Here is a 25,149-nt window from a genome sequence, read left to right as displayed (position 1 = left end):
ATTGGTCGCATCGTGCAAACCCACTTGTGCGCCGATGGAGGTAAATTTCAGCTTAACATCAGCACCCTTGCCTGTCTGCCGTCCCGCGTGTCACGCTGCCGATAACTGGCAAATTAGGGGATTCTGTCATGCGTGTTATGCAAATGGTGGCGGGTGTCGCGATCTGGCTGACAGCGACTGTTGCAGGTGTGCAAGCGCAGCAGGCGCTGCCGGATCATCGCTACGTTTATACGCAGGATGCCGATTTTTATGGCGCTGATCTCGGCCCGCTGTTTGAAACAACGCGCGATGCCTGCGCGCGTGCCTGTACTGCGCAATCTGCCTGTACGGCGTTCACGTTCAATACCCGCTCGAACGCATGTTTTCCCAAATCTGCGATAACACAGGTCGAATTTTTCGAGGGCGCTCTATCCGCGCGAAAGCTGGTCACACCCGCTGTCGCCCAAGCTGTTGCAGCAGAGCGGCGCGCCGAAATGATTTTTTTGAAACCTTCCGATTTTGATGCAGCGGCGCAATTGGTCCAAACCAACGCGGATCGTTATCAGACGGGCAATATCACGGTTGAGGATGCTGTTTCTGCCATGAACGCGGCGATTGCCCGTGGTGATATCCCCTCCGCCGCGCGCTGGGCGGGCAGTGCGGTGGCGTTGACAGATCGCGGCGATCTTTGGGCGCAGTTGGCATGGCTCGGCCTGCGGCCGCGCGGCGATACACCCCGCAATCTCGCGCAGCGCTTGCAGCGTGAGGCTGTTCCCGCAGCGCTCAATGCCTATCTACGGGCGGAGTCTCGGCCCGAACAGGTCAACGCGCTTGACCTGATGGCGCGCGCGCTGGAGGCAAACGGGCAGGGCCGCGAGATGATCGCGCTCTTGCGCCTGGCGGTAGCGCTGGAACCGCGGGAGGAGTTGCAAGCAGCGCTGGACACCGCGATTGGTAAATACGGCTTTCGCATTACGCAAACCCGTGTGGACAATAACAGCGCCCGCCCACGCATTTGCGCCGAGTTCTCTGAAAAGCTGTTACAGGCAGGCACCGATTATGAACCCTTTGTGCGGCTGGAAAACACCTCGTTGGTGGTAGAAGCGGGCGAGCGCGAAATCTGCATCGACGGTGTTTCCCATGGCGCGCGTTATACCGCAACCTTCCGCGCAGGGCTGCCTGCCGCAAGTGGTGAAGTTCTGCACAAGGATGTTCCAGTCACGCTGTATGTGCGTGACCGTGACCCATCTGTCCGCTTTTCTGGCCGTGCATATGTGTTGCCGCGCAGTACGCAGGCGGCGCTGCCTGTCGAAACCGTAAACACCGACAGTGTCGAGCTACAGTTGCGCCGTGTCAGCGACAGGAACCTGCTGCGCGCGATGCAGGACAGTTATTTTGGCAAACCGCTGAGCAAATATCAGGAGGACCGCTTTGCCGCAACGATTGCACAGGATATCTGGAGCGGTACAGGCGAGGTGCAAAATACGCTGAATACGGCAATGACCACCCGCCTGCCGCTGGGTGATGCGCTGAAAGATCAACCGGCCGGTATTTACGCGCTGACAGCGGGGATCAAAGGCGCTGATCCTTATGACAATCCCGCAGCGACCCAGTGGTTCATTCTGACCGATCTGGGTCTGAGCACGATGTCGGGCACAGACGGGTTGCACGTCACGGTGCGCAGTCTGGGCAGTGCCGATGCGCTCGCCGGTGTGACACTCAGCCTGATCTCACGCGCAAACGCAGTGTTGGGTGAGGTGGTGACCGATGCGCAGGGCCGCGCACATTTCCCCCGCGGGTTGACCCGTGGCGGCGGGGCTGCGGCGCCTGCCTTGTTGATGGCGCAGGAGCCTGACGGGGATGCAGCTTTCCTGTCGCTTACCGAGCCTGAATTCGACCTGTCGGATCGTGGCGTCGAGGGCCGGCCGCCTGCCCCGCCGATTGACACGTTTGTCACCACCGACAGGGGGGCCTATCGCGTCGGAGAAACCGTATATGCAACGGTGTTGACCCGCGATACCCAAGGGCGCGCAATTAACGGATTGCCGCTGGTTGCTGTGCTGAAACGCCCTGACGGTGCGGAATACAGCCGCATGTTAACCGCAAATGCGGTTGCGGGGGGGCATGTGTTTGCCATGCCGATTGGCGCACAGGCACCGCGTGGCGCGTGGCGTCTGGACATTATTGCCGATCCCGCAGAGGGGCCGCTGTCATCGCAGACCATCCTTGTCGAAGACTTTCTGCCGGACCGGATCGAATTTGATCTGACGCTGCCCGATGCCCCGCTTGCACTTGGCGATACGCCGCCGCTGCAAGTCGATGCGCGCTATCTGTTCGGCGCACCTGCTGCCGACCTTGCTGTTGAGGGCGAAGCGCGCCTACGCACCACACGCCGTCTGGACGCCTATCAAAACTATTTGTTCGGGCGCCACGATGAACGGTTCGACACGCGAACAAACTATATCGATCCTGTCCGAACAGATGCGCAGGGTCAGGCACAATTGTCCCTGATTATGCCACAGGTTGATGAACTGCCCAGCCAGCCGCTGGAGCTGGCAATCACAACGCGCGTTGCCGAAGGGTCGGGCCGCCCTGTCGAGCAGCGGCTGACCCGTACGCTGGTGCCGCAGGGGCCGCTCATCGGGATCAAGCCGGCGTTTGAAGATGTGCTGTCCGAAGGTGCAGAAGCGCAATTTGATCTGATTGCGACGCAGGGAAACATGCCTGTGCGCTGGACCTTTAACCGCGTCGATACGCAATACCAGTGGTATCAGAACGGCGGAAGCTGGGCGTGGGAGCCGATCACCCGCCGCATCCGTGTAGACAGTGGCGAGCTTTCACTGTCAGAGCAGCCGACGCCGCTGTCCGTGCCGACACAATGGGGTCAGTACGAACTGGTGGTAGAGCATCTGGGCGCACCTTATGCGGTAACCTCGGTTTCTGTCGCATCGGGCTGGTACGGTGGCGATGATGCGTCGGCCACGCCTGATTTCCTCGCTGTATCGCTGGACCGTGAGACATACAGCGTTGGCGATACTGCCCAACTGCGGGTTGTTGCACCTGAGTCCGGAGTTGCAGAAATCGCGGTGTTGTCGAACCGTGTGATCGAACAGCAAAGCCTGCGTGTGGAGGCCGGTGAAACGGTCATCCCCCTTACCGTGACCGAAGACTGGGGCAGCAGCGCCTATGTGACCGCCTCTGTGATCCGGCCGATGGACGCACAACAGGACCTTAATCCTGCGCGAAGCCTCGGACTGGCCCATGCGGCTGTGCGCCCCGCCGCAAAACAACTGACCGTTACGCTGGATCCTGCAGGAGAAGTTGACGGGCAGGCAGCGACCTTGCACGTTCCTGTTCAGGTTACGGGTATTGCCGAGGGTGAGACAGCCTACCTCACGCTGGCTGCGGTTGATGTCGGTATCCTGAACCTGACAGATTTTGCGGTGCCTGATCCGTCTGCGCATTATTTTGGCCAGCGGCGTCTGGGTGTCGGGTTGCGGGATGTTTATGGGCGATTGATTGATGGATTGAGCGGCGCCATGGGCAGCGTCCGTTCGGGTGGTGATGCAGCCCTGTCGGCGCAGTTGCAATCCCCACCACCTACCGAAGCGCTGATGGCGTTTTTCAGCGGTCCGGTCGCTGTGGATGCCGAGGGCCGCGCGGTGGTTGAGGTGACGCGTCCTGCTTTCAACGGCACAATCCGGCTGATGGCTGTCGCGTGGAGCGAGAGCGGCGTGGGCAACGCAACCCGCGACGTGGTCGCGCGCGATCCTGTCGTGATCACCGCCAGTCTGCCACGCCTGCTGGCGCCGCAAGACACAAGCCGCTTGCTGCTGGAAATGGTCCACACGCGCGGGGATAGCGGTGTGATGAAATTGGATGTGTTCGCGGATGCAGGCATCGCGATGGGGGCTGTCCCTGCCGTGGTGAACATCACCGAAAGCGGCACATTGCGGTTGCCGCTGGACCTTGTTGCCCGCGAAATTGGTGATCACCGGATCACTGTGCAACTTACCACGCCGGATGGCACGGTGTTGCAGCGCGTGCTGACCCTTCCGGTGCGCATCAATGATCCCGAGATTGCCACAACCAGACGGTTTTCGCTTGGCGCGGGTGAGACGTTTACGTTCGATAATGCGGTTCTGTCCGGTTTACGTGAAGGCACCGCCAGCGCTACGTTGACTGCCGGACCATTGGCACGGTTTGACGTTCCGGGGCTGCTGCGCCAGCTTGATCGCTATCCCTATGGCTGTACCGAGCAGGTTGCATCAGCATCCCTGCCGCTGCTGTATCTTGGCGATCTGGCCCAAAGCGCCGGTATCGGCAGCCCGTCGGAGATCAATGAAAAGATCGCAGAGGGGATTGCCCGCGTTCTGGCGCGACAGGCCTCTAACGGTGCGTTTGGCATGTGGCACCCCGATACGGGGGCGTTCTGGCTGGACGCGTATGTGACAGATTTCTTGTGGCGCGCTCAGGCGCAGGGCCATCCGGTGCCGCAGCGCGCGGTATCATCGGCGCTGGATAACCTGCGCAACCGTGTCAACTTTGCGCCTGACTTTGACAAGGGCGGCGAGGATATCGCTTATGCGCTGCTGGTGCTGACCCGTGCCGGTGCCGCGCAAATGGGTGATTTGCGATACTATGCCGACACCAAAGCCGCGGCATTCGCGACCCCGATGGCTGCTGCACAACTTGGCGCGGCGCTGGCAGCTTATGGCGATCCCGTGCGGGCGGATAAAATGTTTGCTCGCGCTGGCGCATTGCTGCTGACCCCCACAGACCGCAACCAATGGCGCGACGACTTTGGCAGTGACCTTCGTGATCGCGCAGCGGTTCTTAAACTCGCCGCAGAAGCGGGCAGCGAGAAGGTAAATCTGGAAGCGCTTGCACAATCCATGCAGGCAAGCCGCAATCTGTCGACGCAGGAAGCGGCGCAGGTTGTGCTTGCCGCCCATGCGCTGGATGTCGCCCCGGCGGGCAACAGCGGGATGGAGGTTGATGGCACGCCGGTCAGCGGTCCGCTCGTGCGCAAGCTTAGCGACCGCGATCCCCAAACAACGATGGTCCGCAACGTGTCTGATACGCCCACGGATATCACGCTCACCGCCTATGGCGTGCCAGAGGTAGCACCTGATGCGGGAGGCTATGGCTATGCCCTAACGCGCCGCTATTTCACGATGGAAGGAGAGGCGGTCTCAGGGCCGGTCGCCTCCGGTACGCGGTGGGTGACCGTGCTGGACATAAGGCCGTTTGATGATATCGGTGCACGGTTGATGATAGATGATCCACTGCCCGGAGGGTTCGAGATCGACAATCCCAACCTGTTGAACAGTGCATCCATCAAAGCGCTGGACTGGATTAAACCGGCCAACCCGCAAAACGTCGAATTCCGCGCGGATCGTTTTCTGGCGGCAGTTGATCACAGCGGCAGCGATGCGTTTCAGTTGGCCTATGTCGTGCGCGCTGTCTCACCGGGGGAGTATCATCACCCTGCTGCAATGGTGTCTGATATGTACCGCCCCGAGTATCGCGCCAACACAGCAACAGGCCGCCTGACCGTCACGCCATGAGACGGATCGCCGCATTTCTGGCTGTTGCAGTTGTGCTGCTTGGCCTCGCCGCGCATGGGCGGGACAGGCTGGATGATTGGGTCGCACAGACTGTGCTGCCGCCAATTCTGTCAGAAGTCGCAGTTGAAGTGCGCGCACGTGACGGTGCCTTGCTGCGCGCCTTCGCAGTAGAGGGCGGGCGGATGCGCCTTGCGATGCAACCCGACCAGGCTGACCCGCAATTCATCGCGATGCTGATCGCTTATGAAGACAAACGGTTTCATAATCATGGTGGTGTCGATCTGCGCGCGATGCTGCGTGCAGCTGCACAAGCTGCTTGGCATGGCGAAATCGTTTCCGGTGGCTCGACCCTCACGATGCAGGTCGCGCGTCTTCTGGAAAACTCCGGCACGGGAAGTTTCAAAGGCAAGCTGCGGCAGATGCGTGTCGCGCTAGCGCTCGAGCGGCGGTTGAGCAAAGTTGAAATACTCTCGCTGTATTTACATCACGCGCCTTACGGTGGTGCGGTGGAAGGCTTGCGCGCTGCAAGTCTCGCGTGGTTCGGCAAAGAGCCGCAACGATTGACCCAAGCCGAAGCGGCGCTTTTGATCGCCCTTCCGCAAGCGCCGGAAGTGCGCCGACCCGACCGCCATCCCCAAACAGCCCGTGCCGCGCGGGATCGGGTTTTGTCCCGTCTGGATTTAATTGCTGATGCGCGTCAGCCCGACGTGCCGAAATCAATGCGTACAATCCCGCAAGACGCTCCACATCTGGCGGCTTCGTTGCGCCACTCCGCTCCTGCTGCACTTCGCCTTGACACCACAATAGACAGACAACTTCAGCGTCGCATGCAAGAATTGGCACAGCGTGCGGTCGCCGGGCAGGCATCTGGCGTGTCTGCGGCGATTATTGTCGCAGATCACGGCACGGGGGAAATTCTGGCACATGTCGGATCACCTGCGTTTTCCTCTACACACGGTGCGTTGGGATTCGTCGATATGACGGTGGCAAAACGCTCACCGGGATCAACGCTCAAGCCCCTGGTCTACGGGCTCGCCTTTGATCAGGGTTTGGTGCACCCCAATACCTTGATCAACGATGCGCCTGTGTCTTTCGGCGGCTACGCACCACAGAATTTCGATGGCCGGTTTCGTGGAGTGCTCACCGTGCGGGATGCGCTGGTGCTTTCGCTGAATATCCCGCCCGTGTTGTTGACCCATGAACTGGGGGCCGCGCGGCTGATGTCCGGGCTGCGCCGCGCTGGGGCAGACCCGCAACTGCCATCGGGGCAGGCAGGGTTGGCAATAGCGCTGGGCGGCGTCGGGATAAGCTTGCACGATCTGGTTCAGCTTTACGCCGGTATTGCCCAAGGCGGAAAAGCAAGACAGCTGAGCGCGCGGCGACAGAAAAAATCACCTCTGCCAAAACAGTTTATCTCGCCGGTGGCGGCATGGCAGGTGTCAAACATCCTGTCGGGGATCGCACCCCCCAACGGGGCGGGCGCCGTTGCAGGGCAGATCGCTTATAAGACCGGTACATCTTACGGGCATCGCGACGCGTGGGCCATTGGCTTTGACGGGCAGCATGTGGTGGGTGTTTGGCTGGGCCGCCCGGACGGTACACCTGTGCCGGGTGCGTTTGGTGGTGCGCTTGCCGCGCCGGTGGTGTTTGAAGCCTTCGGCCGCATTGGACCTGATCGCGCGCCGCTTCCCGCGCCGCCACCGGAAACGCTAATCCAAAGTACAGCGCATCTGCCGGAACCATTGCAGCGGTTTCGCAGCCGCGCGGCGGTGTTTGCTGCTGATCCGGATCGGCCTGTCGTGACCTTCCCACCCGATGGTGCGGTTCTGCAGCGTAGCGGATTTGGTGTGCCGTTAAAGGTACAAGCAGGCAAGCTGCCGATGACTGTGCTGGTGGACGGTATGCCGATGATAACGCATCTGCGGGGGCGTGATGTTTTACTGCCGCTAAAGACCGCAGGCTTCACGCGGATATCGGTTGTGGATGCGCGTGGGCAAAGCAGCAGCGTTGAAATCCGTCTGGACTAATCACCGTTCGGATGGCAGGGATCACGGATGTCGCTTGCAATTTCCGCCCTTCCCCTTCTGTTGATCATCGCTTCGGGTTATGCGCTGGCGAAATCAGGGATCATTCCGCGCGGCAGTTGGGCCGCGATCGAGACGCTTTCGTTTCGCGGGCTTATCCCTGCAACGCTGATCCTGGCGATTGCGCGTTCCGATCTGTCACTTGAACGCTTTGGCGGGTTTGGCATTGCACTGGTTGGCACTCTGGCGGTGATTGCAGGTCTGGTGCTGTCCTTGCGAATGATGCCACAGGCGCGGCTGGGGAACCCCGCGTTCACCTCGCTTTTTCAAAGCAGCGTGCGATGGAATGCCTTCGTGGCGCTTGCCGCAGCCGAACAATTTTTGGCGGGTGGCATCGCGATCATGGCCGTGGCGATTGCGGTCCTGATACCGCTGATCAACATCACCTGCATTGTTGTGCTGGCGTCCTTTGGCCCCTCCAAGGCAAGCGTGTCAAAAATCCTCAATACGCTGATGCGCAATCCGCTGGTGCAAGCATGCGTTATCGGGCTGACGCTGAATCTCGGGGGCATATCCCTTCCGGCGTCGCTGGCAGACACTCTTGATATGATCGGGCGGGGCGCGCTGGGTGTCGGGCTTATGGCTGTGGGCGCGGGAATAAGCTTGCGGCGGATGGCACGGTTTGATTGGCGTGTCGGATTTGGTGCGCTTGTCCGGCCCGTGTTGGCGTCAAGTATCTTTGTCGGCTTCGGCGTTGTTCTTGGCCTGCCTTCGGCGCAAGTGTTTGCAGGGGTATTGGTGTTTGCAGCACCCGCTGCGTCCAACGGCTATATCGTGGCAAAACAGATGGGCGGTGACGCCGATCTTTATGCTGACGTTATGACATGGCAGGTGGTACTGTCGCTGATGGTGTTGCCCTTCTGGGCGTATATCCTGCTGTAGCTCCGGAGCTATCTGCGCCCTTCGCGCAGCCATGCCGCAGTGATCAATCCCGCACTCAGCAAAAGGACAAGCCATGCCGGCAGTATCGGCGTTTGGCGCACATCACGGGTTTCATAGGCCGCACGGGGGGTAAGCCCGATCCATCCCCGCCCCGCTGCGGGACGCCCTGCGCGCACGTTACGCAAGCGCGGCAACCCGTCTTCGATACGGGTTACCCCGCCTCGCAAAGCGTTCAAAACAGGCTCTAACGCGGATGGGTCTGCAATTGTTTCTACAAACTCACGCGGGGCCGAGGGGCCAAGACCGATGACACTCACCTGCTCGCCGTTTTCCAGACGGTAAAGGCCGATCTGCGGCCCGTCGAAAACCGTTTCGAACCGGCCCGGTCCTGCGGGTGACAGGGGCAATTCGGTGACTGTTCCATCAGGGCCGGTGATGGTCAGTGGCGGCACATCCTCACTCAGGGTGCGTCGTTCAATCCGCATGGTCTGGCCCTCGGCTGTGGCGGTCAGTGCCTCTTCTTCCAGTTCCGGCTCCCCCATCATCCAGTGCGCCAGACGGCGCAGCAGTTCCAATTGTGGCCCGCCGCCTTCATAGCCACGGTTCCACAACCACGCATGATCTGAGGCGAGCAGCGCCACGCGCCCTTCGTCCACACGATCAAGGATCAGCAGGGGGCGGTCTTCAATACCTGTCATCACGACGTTGCCGGAGGTCGTGGTCACATCAATCTGTCGCAGCCAGCGGCCCCATTCGCCGTTTTGCGGTAGGCCGGACGTGACCGGATGACGATCCCCCAGATCGGATACAACCGGCAGATAGGGTTCATCCAACACGCGCGCAGTGGGGTTCGCTGGCAGCACTGCGCCCAACGGTGTGCGATAGAGGCTTTCGGCGCTCGCAAAATCCGGCCCTGCGGATACCAGAACGGCACCGCCCTTGCGCACGTAATTCGCGATGTTTTCCAGATAGAGCGCAGGCAAAATACCCCGCCGTTTGTAGCGGTCAAAAATGATCAGATCGAAATCGTCTATTTTCTCCATGAACAATTCGCGCGTGGGAAACGCGATCAGCGACAGTTCCGACACCGGGACGCCGTCCTGTTTTTCCGGTGGTCGTAGAATGGTGAAATGTACAAGATCAACCGAGCTGTCCGATTTCAAAAGGTTGCGCCATGTGCGTCCGCCCGCGTGGGGTTGGCCGCTGACCAGCAGCACCCGCAGGCGGTCGCGCACGCCGTTCATCTGGATCACGGCGGAATTGTTACGGTCGGTCAGCTCGCCCTCGGCCTCGGGCAGGGAAAATCGGATCACGTTGCGACCGCCGTGCGGCAGTGTGACGGGCAGCTCAAGGTCTTCGCCAATTGGCACACGGAACCGCTGCGGCGCGTCTGCGTCAATAGAGATATCAAGCTCGGCAAAACCCTCGCTGGCAGGGGCCGCGCCAAGATCATCAATGCGCAAGGTCAGGACCACAGGTTCGCCTATAATGGCAAATGCAGGCGCGCCCAGAACGCTCAGGCGGCGGTCCCAATCTGTCGCTTCACCACTTAAAAGAACGTGAAAAGGTGCGGGCAGATCGACGGGCAAGTCGGCGTCATGCACACGGCCATCCGTTACGGCGACAATGCCCGCAACCCGCGCGCGCGGCTCTTCGGCCAGAGCTTCCGAGAGAGCCGTCATCATCTGCGTTCCGGCGTCACCTTGTCCGTCGGGAATGGTGATCCGCCGCAATTCGGTGTTGGGCCGTGCGGTGATGTGGGCGGCCATGGCATCGGCGGCATCGGATGTCTGCAGGGCGCGCGCGCCAAGGCGCTGACTGGCGCTTTCGTCTTCCAGCATCAAAACGATATCGCTCAGCGGTGCGCGGTCTTCCTGTTGATAGGACGGACCGGAAAGGGCCGCCAGCACCACCAGCCCCGCCAAGCCGCGCAGCGCCCAGCCGCGCAACCCGCGCACCAGCGCCAAAAGCACTCCAAGACCGGCAATCACGGCAACCATGACGAGTAAGGGCCATGGAACAAGCGGATCAAATACGATGCTGGATGTCATTGGCCCAACCTGTCCAAAAGCGCAGGCACATGGACCTGATCAGATTTGTAGTTTCCTGTAAGCACATGCATCACCAGATTGATGCCGAAACGGTAAGCGATTTCGCGCTGCCGCTCGCCGCTGTAGCCACGCCCGACAGGCAGCATGGGCCCACCGCCGGAGTTCACAGCCCACGCCGCTGCCCAGTCATTGCCGCCAATCACAACAGGGGTCACGCCATCGTTCAGGTCACGAAATGGCATCCCTTCGATCTGTTTGGCATTCGGGTCCGCCGCCTCGACCCAGACATCGCGGCCTGCATGACGGCCCGGAAAATCCTGAAGCAGATAGAAGGTGCGGGTGATCACATGGTCGCTCGGAATCGGCTCTAACGCGGGGATGTCAAGGGGCGCGGCCAGCTCTTGCAGTTTACGGCCATTGGGACTGGACGCGCCGAAGCTGGCCGTATTGGCGTCGCGCGTGTCAAACAGGATCATCCCCCCAGAGCGTAGATAGGTGTTCAGTTTGGCATAAGCCTCGCTCGACGGGGTCGGCTGTGCGGGCGTCACGGGCCAGTACAGGATCGGGAAAAACGCCAGTTCGTCGGTTTCAAGGTTCACGCTCAGCGGGTTCGACGGCTCTACCGAGGTGCGGAAGAACAGCGTATCGCTCAGACCGGTGAGGCCGGCGAGAGCGATTTCGTCAACCTCTGCATCACCCGTGATCACATGGCCCAACACCAGTTCTGCTGTCGCCGCCAGCGCAAATTCTTCCTCTGCCGTCTGGGCATCTGCGGGTGGTGTAATCATCAACAATGCGCCAATTGCGATACCAGCGGTATTACTGCGGCTCAACAGGCGGCCGGACAGGGACAGGGACACAACCACATCCGCTAACAGCAACAGGATCGAAAGGCTCAGGAACCAGCCTGCTACGGGCTGCTCCGGCGCAACGGAAAATCCGCGCACAGGCACATCGGACGGCCACTCTGCAAGGCCCAGCTCTGTTTCAGCGGTCAGCACGTTGCGCGCCAGCGTCCGGTCGCCCGACGTATACAACCCCGGTGGCACCGCAGGGCCGGTCGGCGCTTCGACCAGTTGCGGCCCGTCAACGCCGGCGAGTTTGCCTGCATCCACCAGCGTGCCAAATCCGTCCATCAATCGGCGCGGTATCCATGTGGTACCTTCCAACGCAGCGGTTGTCGCACTTGCCGCAGAGGAGGATACGGCCAACCGCTCCAGCATTTCAACAAACAGCCCCGACAGGGGCAGGGTGGACCATTCCGCAGTTGCGGTGACGTGAAACAGTACGATCTGGCCTTGTCCGACAGTCTTGCGTGTCACCAGTGGCGTACCATCGCTGAGCGATGCAATCACCCGCTCGGCGAGCGTCGGGTCGGGCTGTGCGACAACCTGCGCGCTTACGGTGACATCATCGGGGATAATAAGCCCGAAGAACGGTGAGCCGTTGGTGAAGGGCGACAGCGCTTTGGGCTCTCCCCAACTCATTGCGCCGCCTACACTTCGCCCACCTGCACGCAAACGAACGGGCATCAGGGGGTCTTCGTCAATGCGTGAAATATCACTTGCCGCGATGCGTGGACCTGCAAACCGCACCAACATGCCGCCCCCTTCGATCCATTCGGTTAGGGGGGCTGCCTCGGCCTCGGACAGGGTGGCAACATCGGCAAGGACGATCACATCAGGATTGGCAGGCAGCACATCACCCAACGCGCCGTTGATCAGATCGGCAGTGGGGGCCAGAGCCTGTTCGATGTAGTGCAAGGGGGACAGCAGCTCCAGCCCCTCGCGGTTTTCACGTGCCGAGATCAACGCAACCTCGCGCCGCCGCAAACCATCGTCGCTCAGCGTGCTGGCACCGGCAGAGCGCTGGCCGACAATATCAAACCGCGTTATCCGCGCGCGCAGTTCCGACGGCAGAACAATGGCTGTCTGACCCTCCGTCGCGCCCTCTTCAAACGTAGCGTTTGCGGTGGTTAGAATACGGCCATTGCCGGCGGGATCACGACCTTGTGCTTGTATCGTCACACTGCGTTCAGGTCCGGCAGTGGCACGCACGATACGTAACTGTACCGCACCATCCTCATATGTGGCGGGGCGAATGGCCATTACGTTCAGGGCTGTTTGATAGGCTTCGACCGAACCACGCTGTTGCAGTGCATCCAGCAGGTCATCGCGGCCTTCATATTCCAGAGTGTCACTAAACCAGAGTGTATCGAAGTTCCCCGCATCGCCAAGCGCTTCACGTGCACTGTCCAGCATGGCGGGGCTTGGTTGCCACGGGGCGGGTTTGATTCCTGCCAGCCTGTTGCGCCATGCGTCTGCGGATTGGAAAACAGGCGGTTCGGGTTGTGTCAGTGTCAAAAACCCGACCGTCCGGCCAAGGCGGCTGGCGCGGGTGAGTTGTGCCTCGATCGCCTCTTGTTGTTGTGGCCAGCGGGTCGCACCGGCCCATGATCCATCCAGCACAAACAGTAGCGGTCCGTTGCCATCCGCCTGCTCTGTTTCGGGGTTCATGACCGGCCCCGCAAGCCCGATGATAATTGCCGCCACCGCCAGCATCCGCAGCAGTAACAGCCACCAAGGCGTGCGATCAGACACAGTCTCGTCATCTTTGAGGCCCAGCAGCAGTGCCACACCGGGAAAGCGGCGTTTGACAGGCGCAGGCGGCACAGCGCGCAGCAGCAGCCAGAGGATCGGCAAAGCGGCCAAAGCAAGCAATAACCAAGGGGTGGTAAACCCGATGCCACCCAGAACCATCATGCGGCCACCGCTTTTGCATCAAGCGCGGTATAGAGCCAAAGCAAGCCCGCCTGCGCCGTGCTGTCTGTGTGGTGGAGACCATAGTGCCATCCGGTGAGGGCGCATAGCGATTGCAGTTCTGCCTTACGTTCGGCCAGCCGCGCCAGATAGCGCTCTTTCAGATCGTTGGCTTTCAATGTCTCGTGGCTGAGCGTGCCGCCCATGGATTCAAAAATCGTGCGACCGGTAAAGGGAAACGCCTCTTCGAAGGGGTCAAGCACGTGATACAGAACACCCCGAACCCCGCGATCGGCGGCTTTGGTCAGTGCTGTGCGAACCCCATCGATATCGCCCATGAAATCCGATATGAAAACAGCGCGCGCATGGGGGATCATGGCACGGTGTTCAGGGGGGGCGTAATCGGCATTGTCATCGCGGCACAACAGCGCGGCGAGCGCCATAATCTGCGGACGTCCCGCACGTGGTGGTAATTCGGTTCCGGTTAGCCCCACGCGCTCTCCCCCACGATTGAGAAGGATCGCAACGGCCAGCGCCAACACACGCGCACGCTCGATTTTTTGAGGCACCGCCTCTGATGAGGCAAAGCGCATGGAGGCTCCCTGATCCACCCACAACATCACCGACTGCGCGATCTGCCATTCCCGTTCGCGCACGAACTCGGTATCGCCCATGGCCGAGCGGCGATAGTCAATCGCACGGCGGCTGTCCCCGATTTGCGCCGGACGGTATTGCCAGAAATCATCCCCCGCCCCTGCACGGCGTCGGCCATGTGCGCCTAGCAGAACGGCACCGGCCAACTGCTCGGCACGGGCCAGCAGGGCAGGCAGGGCGACTGCTTCTGCCTCTGACTTTGCGCGAAGGGAGAGGGGATCGCTCACGCTACTGCGGCTTTCGGTTTGGCAAGCGCAGCGGCTGTTTCGTCGATCAAGTTGGTCAGGCTGTCGCCGCGCGCACGGGCGGCGAAATTCAGCGCCATGCGGTGGGTCAGTACGGGCCGCGCCATATCAATCACATCCTCGGCAGACGGGGCCAGGCGGCCCTGCAACAATGCACGCGCACGAACGGCCAGCATCAATGCCTGCGCGGCACGTGGTCCCGGGCCCCACGATACTGTTTCCCTGACGCGTGCACTTACCCCGTCTTCTTCGGGGCGGAAGGCGCGTACCAGATCAAGGATCATCTCCACAACGCTTTCGCCAACGGGCATCCGGCGCAAAAGCCGCTGCGCATCCAGTAACTCTCCGGCGGTGAACACCCCAACGGATTGCGCCTCTGCCTCGCCTGTGGTGGCAATCAGGATGTCACGCTCGGTTGCGCGATCGGGATAGGCGATGTCAATCTGGACCAGAAAGCGGTCAAGCTGCGCTTCCGGCAGGGGATAGGTGCCTTCCTGCTCGATCGGGTTCTGCGTCGCCAGAACATGAAACGGTGACCCAAGCGAGCGGTTTTGTCCTGCAACAGTGACTGTTTTTTCCTGCATCGCCTGTAACAGCGCGGATTGTGTGCGCGGTGATGCGCGGTTGATCTCGTCCGCCATCAAAAGCTGACAGAAAATCGGCCCTTCAATAAAGCGGAAACTGCGTGTGCCGCCGGCATCGGTGTCCAACACCTCGGAGCCGAGTATATCGGCAGGCATCAGATCGGGCGTGAACTGTACCCGCTTGCCATCCAGACCCATCACTGTACCCAGCGTTTCAACCAAGCGCGTTTTGCCCAGACCCGGCAGGCCCACCAATAGGCCGTGCCCACCGCACAGCAACGCGGTGAGTGTCAGTTCGACAACGCGCTCCTGCCCGATAAACCGCGCCATGATGGATTTGCGCGCCTCGCCCAGCTTCTCGCCCAAGGCTTCGATCTGATCGACCATATCTTCCGCCGCAAGGTCTTTGGCCGCCTGTGTGTCCGCTTGGGTCATGACTTCTCCGCTGTGCAGGTTATATTGTTACCATGTAAGTGTATCTCGAACTAAGGGAATGGTAAAAGCAATGACTGGACAAAAAGCTGTGACTCCGTCCGCCGAAAGCCTCGCGGCGTCTATCAAAGCATCCAAATCACGCGGTTTACCGCCGGTTGAGAAATGGAATCCCCCGTTTTGCGGTGACATAGACATGGAAATCCGCCGTGACGGTACATGGTTTTATGAAGGAACCCCCATCGGACGGCCCGGATTGGTCAAACTGTTCGCGTCGATTCTGATCCGCGAAGACGATAAATTCTTCCTTGTGACGCCTGTCGAAAAGGTGGGCATTCGCGTAGATGACGCGCCTTTTGTCGCAGTTGATTTCGAAGTGTCGGGGGAGGGGAGGGACCAGCGCCTGACCTTCACCACCAATCTGGATGATGTCACCGTTGCCGGACCGGACGCGCCCCTGCGGTTTGTGCGCGATGACGAAACCGGAGAGCCGTCGCCCTATGTGCGTGTCCGCCGCAACCTTGAGGCGCTGATTGATCGCAAGAGTTTTTATCGGCTTGTTGAACTCGGCTTACATCATGACGACTGGTTCGGTGTCTGGTCGGGCGGTGCGTTCTTTGGCATCATCCCGTCAAAAGACCTGCCTAAAGAATAGGAAGAGAAGTGTGGCTGCATTCAGGCGGATAATCGCCCTTCTGGTTGCCGCTATTGGGCTATCAGTGACGCCAGCGAGCGCACAGGAGATATCTACCGACGATTTCTTCAAGATGGTCCAGCTGGGTGAGGTGGCAGAGGTTGCGCAGGCGTTAAATCAGCAGCCGGAACTGGCGCAAGCCAGTGACAAATACGGCTTCTATGCCATTCACATGCTTGATTACGGCGGTTTCCGGCAAAAGCTGAAGCTGTTGCAACAAGCCGGTGCGGATATTAATGCCCAAAACGATGAGGGTTTTGGCCTGATGCACCTGATCGTTGATCCCGAGTTTATTCCCGCCGCCGTGGCGGCAGGCGGTGATGTAAACCTGCTTGATTTTGAAGGGCGCACGCCGCTTATGGCGCATCTGCTTGATGGTGGTCCTGATGATCCGTTCAACTTTATCGTGGCGTTGCTGGATGCCGGTGCCGACCCTGCGATACGGGACAACAGCGGCAGGAGTGTTCTGGATTATTCTGATGCGATGGATGATCCTGAACTGACAGCGATGTTGGTACAGGCGGGAGCCACCCGTTAAGGTCACAGCAGGACAATTTTATCTAAGGATGCGCCCGTATTGAGCTGCGATGTCGCAGGGTGTCGGGAGCAGATTGCAGCTTTAATGTTAGAGGGTTATGACCTCTATGTCAGTGAAGAGAACACTTCCGGCACCTGAGGTCACCTATATCTAACCGGATGAAATTATTATGATCCCCGCTCGATTTGCCCCCGTATTGTTTGGCTTTATCCTGTCTGGACTGATGTCTTGCATGGTGTCTGCCATCGCCACGTTTCGTGTGATTGATGCCGGTGATACATTCGTCAGCGCCTGGATGGCGTCATGGATTTTCAGTTGGGCGGTGGCTTTCCCGACAGTTTTGCTCGTCGCGCCTGTAACGCGCCGGATTGTGGCGCGGATTGTGGCGGCACCTGATACCGCTGGCTGATTTCCTAATTGGGAAAATACACAGACGGGTCGTGCGGTTTCCATTGCGGATATTTGTGCATGATGGTTGCGAATTCAGGTGATTCCAGAAAGGTATCAAGCCAGAGTTGAACGTTCGGCCAAGGCTGTTCGTCAAACCACGGCTTGTCTATATAGGCAAACTGGCGGACGAAGGGCAGGATCGCAAAATCGGCAAGTGACGGTTTTTCAAACAGCCACGGATTTAATACGGCATCCAGTTCAGTCAGAAAATCACTTGCCGCCGCGCGATGTGTTGCGGCGTCCTCATCAGGATATCGGATGGCGTATTTTGTGCGGTCCAGCGCGTGTTTAAACGGCCCGTCCGCGCGTGTGATCCAGTTTTCGCCCGCCTCGGGCATGTCCAGCCACCCTTTCGGGTCGTTCTGCTGTAAGGCCCAGCGCATGATATCAAGGCTTTCGTCTATCACGGTTGACTGATCTACCAGACACGGAACCGTTGCCGAAGGGGAAACCGCCAGAAACGCATCCGGCTTGTCGCGCAAGACAACCTCGCGCAGTTCAACGCGGCAGCCGGATACCTGCAATGCCAGTCGTGCGCGCATGGCGTAGGGGCAGCGGCGAAAGGAATAGAGAACAGGATTCACCAATGTCTCCTTAGTGTGCTTGCGCCCAATTGCTGCCGATCCCTGCTTCGACGCTCAGTTTTACGTCCAGTTTTACCACCGGATCAGAGGCGTTTTCCATGATGTTGCGCGCGGCCTCGATCAACGCATCCTCTGCGCCCTTATCGACCTCGAACAGCAGTTCATCGTGTACTTGCAACAGCATTTTAGCAGGCAAGTCGGCAATCGCGTCCGGCATACGGATCATCGCACGCCGGATCACATCGGCGGCGGTGCCCTGAATTGGTGCATTGATGGCTGCACGCGCGGCAAACCCTGCACGCGGACCTTTCGAGCCGATCTCGGGCGTGTGAATCTTGCGGCCGAACAGGGTCTGGACATATCCGTGCTCTTTGGCGAATGCCTTGGTGTCATCCATGTAGGTACGGATACCAGGGAAGCGTTCGAAGTAACGGTCGATGAACCCCTGCGCCTCTGCACGCGGGATGCGCAGATTGCGCGCAAGACCAAAACCGGAGATGCCGTAGATCACGCCAAAGTTGATCGCTTTGGCCTGTCGGCGGATATCGGGTGTCATTTCAGCCAGCGGCACGTTGAACATTTCGGATGCGGTCATGGCGTGAATGTCCAGACCATCGGCAAACGCCTGCTTTAGTGCGGGCAGATCGGCGATATGCGCCAGCAGCCGCAATTCGATCTGTGAATAATCCAGCGCCACCAGCGTTTTGCCTTCGTCGGCGATGAACGCTTCGCGGATGCGGCGACCTTCCTCGCTTCGGATCGGAATGTTTTGCAGATTGGGATCAGTTGACGACAGCCGCCCTGTAGAGGCACCCGTGATCGAATAGGATGTATGAACGCGGCCCGTGTCGGGGTTGATGTGGGTTTGCAGCGCGTCTGTATAGGTTGATTTCAGCTTGGACAGTTGCCGCCAGTCCAGCACACGGGCGGGCAATTCATGTTCGGTCGCCAGATCCTCAAGAACATCCACGCCGGTTGCATACGCGCCGGTCTTACCTTTTTTGCCGCCCCCAAGGCCCATTTCATCAAACAGGATTTCACCCAGTTGCTTGGGCGATCCCACATTGAACGAACGCCCGGCAAGTTCGTGAATTTCCGCCTCCAGCCCTGCCATCTTCTGCGAAAACGCGTTCGACATCCGGCTGAGCGTGTCACGGTCAACTTTGACGCCGTGCCGTTCCATCTGCATCAGGACCGGCATCAAGGGGCGTTCCATCGTTTCATAGACGCGGGTGGTTCCCACGCGGTGTAGGGCGGGTTTGAAGTGCTGCCACAGCCGCAGGGTGATATCGGCATCTTCTGATGCGTACTTTACGGCGTCCTCCAGCGGCACCTTGTCAAAGGTGATTGCGGATTTTCCGGTGCCCAGCAGCGGCTTGATCGGTATCGGCGTGTGGTTCAGATACCGTTCCGAGAGCGTATCCATGCCATGTCCGTGGATGCCAGCGTGCATGGCATAGGACATCAACATCGTGTCGTCGAACGGTGTCACAGCGATGTCGAGTTGCGCAAAAATCTTGGCATCATATTTCATATTCTGCCCGATTTTCAGGATCGCGGGATCGCACAGCATCGGCTTGAGCATCTCCAGCGCCTCGTCCAGCGGCATTTGCCCCTCGGCCAGATCATCCGAGCCGAACAGATCATTGCCGCGGTTCGCCTTGTGGATCAGCGGAATGTAACAGGCCTCGCCCGCCTCTACACACAGGCTGATGCCGACCAGATCAGCGGTCATGTCATCCAGACCCGTTGTTTCGGTATCCACCGCCACATAGCCGCGCTCGTAAATCCTGTCCAACCACGTTTGTAGGGCTGCCCTGTCGCTGACCATCGTGTAAATCGCCTTGTCAAAGGGCACCGCTTCGATCTCGGGCGCATCGGCGCTTGGCGCGGGGTCCGGAATGGCGGGGGCCTCTACCTTCAGGGCTTCTGCAATGCGTTTTGTAAGCGTTCGAAACTCCATCTCAGCCAGAAATTTCAACAGCTTTTCAGGGTCGGGCTCGCGGACTTCCAGATCATCCAGCGTGAATTTGAGCGGAGTTTTATCATCCAGCAGAACCAGACGCCGCGACAGGCGGATTTGCTCGGCATGATCGATCAGGGTCTGGCGACGTTTGGGTTGTTTGATTTCAGAGGCGCGCTCAAGCAGGGCGTCCAGATCGCCGTATTCGTTGATCAGCAAAGCCGCGGTTTTGATCCCGATGCCTGGTGCGCCCGGTACATTGTCAACCGAATCACCGGCGAGCGCCTGCACATCCACCACCCGTTCGGGATACACGCCGAACTTTGCGTGCACGCCTTCGCGGTCGATCGTGTTGTTTTTCATGGCATCAAACATTTCCACACCATCGCCGACCAGTTGCATCATATCCTTGTCGGAACTGATAATGGTGCAGCGCCCACCAGCTTCACGTGCCTGAACAGCCAGCGTTGCGATAATGTCGTCAGCCTCATAGCCTTCCATTTCTTCGCAGGCGATGTTGAAGGCGACGGTCGCTTCGCGCGTTAGCGGGATCTGAGGGCGCAAATCTTCGGGCATCGCCTCGCGGTTGGCTTTGTACTGGTCGTACATTTCATTGCGAAACGTATGGCTGCCCTTGTCGAAGATCACCGCAACATGCGTGACGTCACCGCCTGCGTTTCCTTCAACATAGCGTTGCAGCATGTTGCAAAAGCCCGACACCGCCCCAATGGGCAGCCCGTCGGATTTGCGGGTCAGCGGCGGCAGTGCGTGATAGGCACGGAAGATAAACGCAGAGCCGTCAATCAGATGTAGGTGGTGACCTTTGCCAAATGCCATGTCTCTGCGCTCCCTTTTTGCGGTGACTTTCCTTTTGCCACGCCAAAGGCCGGCTCGCCAGAGGCGATCCGCTGATCAGGCCGGTAGAAAGTTCAGACCTTGCCTTCAAAGTCCTCGTGGATGAATTTGCAATCGCAATAGCCACATTCGACCCAGCCTTTGTCGGCGGGGATTTGCAGCCATACACGGGGGTGTCCCGACGCGGTACCGCCGCCATCGCAGGCCACGCGGTGTGTATTGACGATGCGGGTTTCAGGTGCGTTCACGGTCATGGCTGGCCCTTTATACGTGGCAGTTCGGTTTGTGCTGTTATGGCTAATGGATGTCGCACGGGCAAGGGGGTGCCGAATTTACCGGTTCAGTTGCCGCCGCGATATAATAGCACGCACCGTATCCCAAATGGGGTATTCCATAAGTTAATCAATCATATATCCCGTTATCCGAGAACTCCCTGTCAAAGCTGCATCAAAAATAATTGCCTCGGCGCAATGATCATTGGCATCAAGGGATCATTGAAAAATGATCAGAACGGTCAGATTACTTACTAGTCGCTTTGAAGCTCCAAGGTGAGTTGTACTGCATCAGGCAAGGGCGCCGAAGGGACCACTCCTTGGCAAGCAGAGTGTCATATTCCGGCACGTGCTCCGCGCATGGTTCACAACACTCCGCCGGTCCGGCCGGCAGCCTTGGAGGCATTTTTCCGCTTTTCCTTCATTCGGTGGGTATATGCGCAGATAAAGTGGTTCACGTCCTGCTGCGCTGTAGGTACAAGGCCCTAACGCTGTTATCTAAGCCGGAGCCTGTACCCATGTCGTCGCCCAAACCTGTTGTGCTTTGTATTCTTGATGGTTGGGGAATCGGGGCGACACCCGAAGGGAACGCGCCGCATCTTGCAGCGACCCCGAACATGGACAGACTGATAGCGCAGTATCCTTCAGCAACGCTAACCACGTTTGGCCCCGATGTCGGCCTGCCGCGTGGGCAGATGGGCAATTCGGAAGTGGGCCACACAAATATCGGCGCGGGGCGCGTTGTTGCGATGGACCTTGGCCAGATTGATCTGGCGATTGAGGAAGGTCGGTTTGCCACGCATCCGCCGATGGTCGAATTTATATCGGTGATGAAGCGCGCAGGCGGCACAGCGCATCTGATGGGGCTTGTATCCCGGGGCGGGGTACACGGGCATATCGCGCATATGATCGCGGCAGTTCATGCGCTGGATGCTGCTGGCATACCGGTGGTGATCCATGCGCTGGCGGACGGGCGTGATGTCGCCCCGCGATCCGCGCTTGCTGATCTGGCGGATCTGGAAAGCGCGCTGCCCGAAGGCGTTCGCATCGTCACACTTACGGGGCGCTATTACGCGCTGGACCGTGACAACCGTTGGGATCGGGTGCAACTGGCCTACAACGCCATTGCCCAAGGCGAAGGCGTGCCCGCCGACAGTGCGATTGCCGCGGTGCAAGCTTCCTACGCGGAAAACATCGATGACGAGTTTATAAAACCCTGTGTGATAGGGGATTACGCTGGCGCGCAGGATGGTGACGGATTTTTCTGTCTCAATTTCCGCGCAGATCGCGCGCGCGAGGTCATGGCAGCACTGGCCGCGCCCGATTTTGATAGTTTTGATCGAGGCACGCGCAAGGATTGGGCGGCCGTCATGGGAATGGCCGCGTATTCCACGGCCCACACATTTTACATGACTACGATGTATCCGAAAATGGAAATCGTGAACACTTTGGGCGCGTGGGTTGCGGCCAAAGGTTTGCGCCAGTTCCGCCTTGCCGAAACAGAGAAGTACCCGCACGTAACCTTTTTCCTCAACGGCGGTGCAGAGGAACCGGAGCAGGGCGAGGAACGCTTTATGCCGCTTTCGCCTAAGGTTGCGACCTATGATTTACAGCCCGAGATGTCTTGCGCGCAGGTGACCGATCAACTCGTTAAAGCCATTGAAGCGCGGTATGATTTGATTGTCGTCAACTTTGCCAACCCCGACATGGTCGGGCACACCGGTGATCTGGATGCGGCAATCGCTGCTTGTGAAGCGGTTGATGCGGGGTTGGGCCGTGCGCTGGACGCCTTGGAGAGAGTTGGCGGCGCGATGATCGTCACCGCAGATCACGGAAATTGCGAGATGATGATCGACCCTGTGACAGGGGGCGCGCACACAGCCCATACGCTTAATCCCGTGCCGGTTATTGTGGTGGGTGGGCCGGATGGTGCTGGCCTGCGCGCGGGTCGGCTGGCTGATCTTGCGCCGACAGTTCTGGCGCTGATGGGGCTGGACCAGCCCGATGAAATGACGGGCGAAAGCCTGCTCACATGATCCTTCGCGCCGCCTTTCTTTTTCTGGTGCTTGCCACACCGCTCACAGCACAAGGGAACGCTGCCCAACAGGCGCGCGCAGCCGTTGAAATGCTGGAAGATGCGACAACGCAACTGGATGCGGCAGAAGGTGCGCGCGACCGTGTGCGCGCGCTGACCGGAACTATCCAAGCATTTGAAACAGGCCTCGCGGCAATGCGGACAGGGCTGCGGCAGGCGGCCATCCGCGAAGCCCAGCTTGCCGCGCGACTGGATGCGCGCGACAGCGAGGTCGGGCAACTTCTGGCCGTTTTGCAAAGCATCGGTACAGACACCCCGAAAGCGCTGTTGCATCCCGACGGGCCGATGGGAACCGCACGCGCAGGCCTCTTGCTGGCCGAATTGACACCGGCGCTGAACCAGCGCGCGGACCAGTTGCGCCGTGATCTGGAAGATGTGCAAACCCTGCGCACCTTGCAAACAGATGCCGAAGCCCGCCTGCGTACCAGCCTCACTGCTGTGCAAGCGGCCCGTGCGGCGCTTAATCAGGCCATGGCCGAGCGGACCGATCTGCCCAAACGTTTTACCGAAGACCCCGTTTCAACCGCGATCCTGATTGCCTCTACCGAAACGCTGGACGGGTTTGCATCGGGCCTTTCGCAGATTGTGACCGATGAAGACCTGAATGTTCAGACGCCGGTAAACATCGATGGCCAGATCGGCGATCTGCCGCTTCCGGTGCAAAGCGTTGTTTTGCGCGGCATGAACGAAGCAGATGCCGCAGGCATCCAGCGCCCCGGCCTGTTGTTGGCCACGCGCGCGCGTGCGATCGTTACCTCACCAACGGCTGCGACAATCCGCTATCAGGGGCCGCTGTTGGACTTTGGCAACGTAATGATATTGGAACCGCGCGCAGATACCCTATTTGTACTTGCAGGTATCGATACGGTGTACGGCGAAATCGGTCAGGTGATTGCCGCTGGCACACCCATTGGCCTGATGGGCGGGGCGGAAACCAGCGGCGAATTGTCAACAGATGGTGATGGCACTGGCGCTACCCGCACAGAAACGCTCTATATAGAAGTCAGACAGGACAATGTTCCCCAAGATCCCGCATCTTGGTTCAGAACCGACAAGGATGGATAGGTAAATGAAGAAGTTTTTGATGGCCGCCGCTGGTGGTACGATCCTCGGTGTGATCGCCACAACCCAGATCGCAGCCCCCCTGCTGGCGCAGGAGGCGGCAAAAACGAACAATGTGTACGAGCAACTGGACCTCTTTGGTGATATTTTCGAGCGCATTCGTGCGCAGTATGTCGAAGAAGTGGACTCATCCGAGCTGATCGAAGCGGCGATCAACGGCATGCTGACATCCCTTGATCCGCACTCCAGCTATCTGTCGCCCAAAGACGCGGCCAAGATGCGTGAACAGACCCGCGGAGAATTTGGTGGTCTTGGCATCGAAGTCACGCAAGAAGACGGTTTTGTCAAAGTAGTTTCGCCGATTGATGGCACCCCGGCGGACGAAGCGGGCATCGAAGCAGGTGATTTCATAACGCATGTAAACGGCGAAAGCCTGCTGGGGCTGGTACTGGACGAAGCGGTTGATCTGATGCGCGGGCCTGTCGGTTCCGAAATCGTGATCACAGTAGTGCGCGAAGGCGAAATTGAACCCTTTGATGTATCCATCATCCGCGACACCATCGAACTTACAGTCGTGCGCTCGCGCACTGAAGGCGACAGCGTTGTGCTACGCCTCAGCACATTCAACGATCAAACCTACCCCAAAATGGCCGAACAACTGGCCGAAAAGGTAGAAGCGGCTGGTGGAATGGACGCGATCAACGGATTCGTCATCGATCTGCGTAACAATCCGGGCGGCTTGCTGACGCAGGCCATCAAAGTGTCCGACGCCTTCCTAAACGAAGGCGAGATCGTCAGCACACGTGGGCGCGAAGTCTCTGACGGAGATCGCTTCAATGCAAAAGCGGGTGATCTGGCTGAGGGTAAACCGATTGTGGTCCTGATTAACGGCGGCTCTGCCTCTGCCTCAGAAATTGTTGCGGGCGCGTTGCAGGATCATCGTCGCGCAATTGTTATCGGCACCAAGAGCTTTGGCAAGGGATCGGTCCAGACGGTCATGCCGTTGCGCAGCGAAGGGGCCATGCGCCTGACTACCGCGCGCTATTACACGCCATCGGGCCGCTCGATCCAGTCGCTTGGTGTGTCACCTGATATCATCGTTGCCCAGCCGCCGCGCCGCGCCGAGGAGGAAGACGACGAGGAAACAACAATGCGCCGTTCCCGCTCGGAAGCGGACCTGCGGGGCAGCCTGAACAATGACAGCCTGACCGAGGACGAGATCAACCAGATCAAAGCCGACCGCGAACAGGCCGAAAAAGCCGCTGAATTGCGGATCGAGGATTATCAACTGGCCTATGCCATCGACATTCTTAAAGGTCTGTCAGCGCTTGGGTCGAAAAAGTAAACAAACCGCAATTTCGGTTTGATCGGGGCCGCTCTATTTCAGGGGCGGCCC

Annotated in this window: 16 protein-coding genes; 9 read left to right on the top strand and 7 right to left on the bottom strand. The window is 59.3% G+C overall.

Features of this window, described 5'->3' with window-relative positions; all coding sequences use genetic code 11:
• Window positions 1-128 precede the first annotated feature (128 nt).
• Genes OS189_RS05230 through OS189_RS05220 form a run of 3 tightly spaced genes read left to right on the top strand, consistent with a single transcriptional unit; the run spans window position 129 to window position 8,515 of the window.
• Window positions 129-5,549 (top strand): alpha-2-macroglobulin family protein, encoded by a 5,421-nt coding sequence (locus tag OS189_RS05230; protein ID WP_267166234.1) that lies wholly within the window; start codon window positions 129-131, stop codon window positions 5,547-5,549.
• Window positions 5,546-7,576, top strand: a complete 2,031-nt coding sequence (pbpC, locus tag OS189_RS05225; RefSeq protein WP_267166233.1) for a penicillin-binding protein 1C — start codon at window positions 5,546-5,548, stop codon at window positions 7,574-7,576. The genes OS189_RS05230 and pbpC overlap by 4 nt, the downstream gene beginning before the upstream one ends.
• Window positions 7,577-7,603: 27 nt before the next feature.
• Window positions 7,604-8,515: an AEC family transporter gene (locus OS189_RS05220; RefSeq protein WP_267166232.1), complete on the top strand. Its 912-nt coding sequence runs from the start codon at window positions 7,604-7,606 to the stop codon at window positions 8,513-8,515.
• Window positions 8,516-8,523: 8 nt separating this feature from the next.
• On the opposite strand, the gene OS189_RS05215 is transcribed toward OS189_RS05220, so the two are convergent.
• Genes OS189_RS05215 through OS189_RS05200 form a run of 4 tightly spaced genes read right to left on the bottom strand, consistent with a single transcriptional unit; the run spans window position 8,524 to window position 15,243 of the window.
• On the bottom strand, window positions 8,524-10,566 hold the full coding sequence (locus OS189_RS05215) for a hypothetical protein (RefSeq protein WP_267166231.1): 2,043 nt from the start codon (window positions 10,564-10,566) through the stop codon (window positions 8,524-8,526).
• Window positions 10,563-13,328: a DUF4159 domain-containing protein gene (locus tag OS189_RS05210; protein WP_267166230.1), complete on the bottom strand. Its 2,766-nt coding sequence runs from the start codon at window positions 13,326-13,328 to the stop codon at window positions 10,563-10,565. The genes OS189_RS05215 and OS189_RS05210 overlap by 4 nt, the downstream gene beginning before the upstream one ends.
• Window positions 13,325-14,206 carry a DUF58 domain-containing protein gene (locus OS189_RS05205; RefSeq protein ID WP_267166229.1) on the bottom strand — a complete coding sequence of 294 codons (882 nt, stop codon included), beginning with the start codon at window positions 14,204-14,206 and terminating at the stop codon, window positions 13,325-13,327. The genes OS189_RS05210 and OS189_RS05205 overlap by 4 nt, the downstream gene beginning before the upstream one ends.
• Complete coding sequence (locus OS189_RS05200; RefSeq protein WP_267166228.1) at window positions 14,203-15,243, bottom strand: AAA family ATPase; 1,041 nt, start codon at window positions 15,241-15,243, stop codon at window positions 14,203-14,205. Before OS189_RS05200 ends, OS189_RS05205 begins: the two co-directional genes overlap by 4 nt.
• 70 nt (window positions 15,244-15,313) lie before the next feature.
• On the opposite strand from OS189_RS05200, the gene OS189_RS05195 reads away from it, so the two are divergent.
• The 3 genes from OS189_RS05195 (at window position 15,314) to OS189_RS05185 (ending at window position 16,881) form a co-directional block, all read left to right on the top strand.
• Window positions 15,314-15,895 (top strand): DUF1285 domain-containing protein, encoded by a 582-nt coding sequence (locus tag OS189_RS05195; protein ID WP_267166227.1) that lies wholly within the window; start codon window positions 15,314-15,316, stop codon window positions 15,893-15,895.
• Between the two features lie 10 nt (window positions 15,896-15,905).
• Window positions 15,906-16,472, top strand: coding sequence for an ankyrin repeat domain-containing protein (locus OS189_RS05190; protein WP_267166226.1), 567 nt, complete (start codon window positions 15,906-15,908; stop codon window positions 16,470-16,472).
• Window positions 16,473-16,641: 169 nt separating this feature from the next.
• Complete coding sequence (locus OS189_RS05185; protein ID WP_267166225.1) at window positions 16,642-16,881, top strand: DUF2798 domain-containing protein; 240 nt, start codon at window positions 16,642-16,644, stop codon at window positions 16,879-16,881.
• Window positions 16,882-16,885: 4 nt separating this feature from the next.
• Here the strand turns inward: OS189_RS05185 and OS189_RS05180 are convergent, their stop codons facing one another.
• The 3 genes from OS189_RS05180 to OS189_RS05170 form a co-directional block, all read right to left on the bottom strand.
• Entirely contained in the window at window positions 16,886-17,506 is a 621-nt protein-coding gene (locus OS189_RS05180; RefSeq protein ID WP_267166224.1) for a glutathione S-transferase, read from the bottom strand.
• Between the two features lie 10 nt (window positions 17,507-17,516).
• Window positions 17,517-20,306 carry a DNA polymerase I gene (polA, locus tag OS189_RS05175; RefSeq protein WP_267166223.1) on the bottom strand — a complete coding sequence of 930 codons (2,790 nt, stop codon included), beginning with the start codon at window positions 20,304-20,306 and terminating at the stop codon, window positions 17,517-17,519.
• Between the two features lie 92 nt (window positions 20,307-20,398).
• Window positions 20,399-20,578, bottom strand: coding sequence for a zinc-finger domain-containing protein (locus OS189_RS05170; protein WP_267166222.1), 180 nt, complete (start codon window positions 20,576-20,578; stop codon window positions 20,399-20,401).
• Window positions 20,579-21,114: 536 nt separating this feature from the next.
• Here OS189_RS05170 and gpmI point away from each other — a divergent pair.
• The 3 genes from gpmI to OS189_RS05155 are packed head-to-tail and all read left to right on the top strand — an operon-like array spanning window position 21,115 to window position 25,098.
• Window positions 21,115-22,632 carry a 2,3-bisphosphoglycerate-independent phosphoglycerate mutase gene (gpmI, locus tag OS189_RS05165; protein ID WP_267166221.1) on the top strand — a complete coding sequence of 506 codons (1,518 nt, stop codon included), beginning with the start codon at window positions 21,115-21,117 and terminating at the stop codon, window positions 22,630-22,632.
• Window positions 22,629-23,756: a murein hydrolase activator EnvC family protein gene (locus OS189_RS05160; RefSeq protein WP_267166220.1), complete on the top strand. Its 1,128-nt coding sequence runs from the start codon at window positions 22,629-22,631 to the stop codon at window positions 23,754-23,756. Before gpmI ends, OS189_RS05160 begins: the two co-directional genes overlap by 4 nt.
• 4 nt (window positions 23,757-23,760) lie before the next feature.
• Complete coding sequence (locus tag OS189_RS05155; protein WP_267166219.1) at window positions 23,761-25,098, top strand: S41 family peptidase; 1,338 nt, start codon at window positions 23,761-23,763, stop codon at window positions 25,096-25,098.
• Window positions 25,099-25,149: the final 51 nt, after the last annotated feature.

Origin of the sequence: Sulfitobacter sp. F26169L, assembly GCF_026410285.1 — a bacterium.
GTDB lineage: Bacteria > Pseudomonadota > Alphaproteobacteria > Rhodobacterales > Rhodobacteraceae > Sulfitobacter.
Note: the sequence above shows the minus strand (reverse complement) of the source record. Positions and strands in the feature narration are given on the sequence as shown.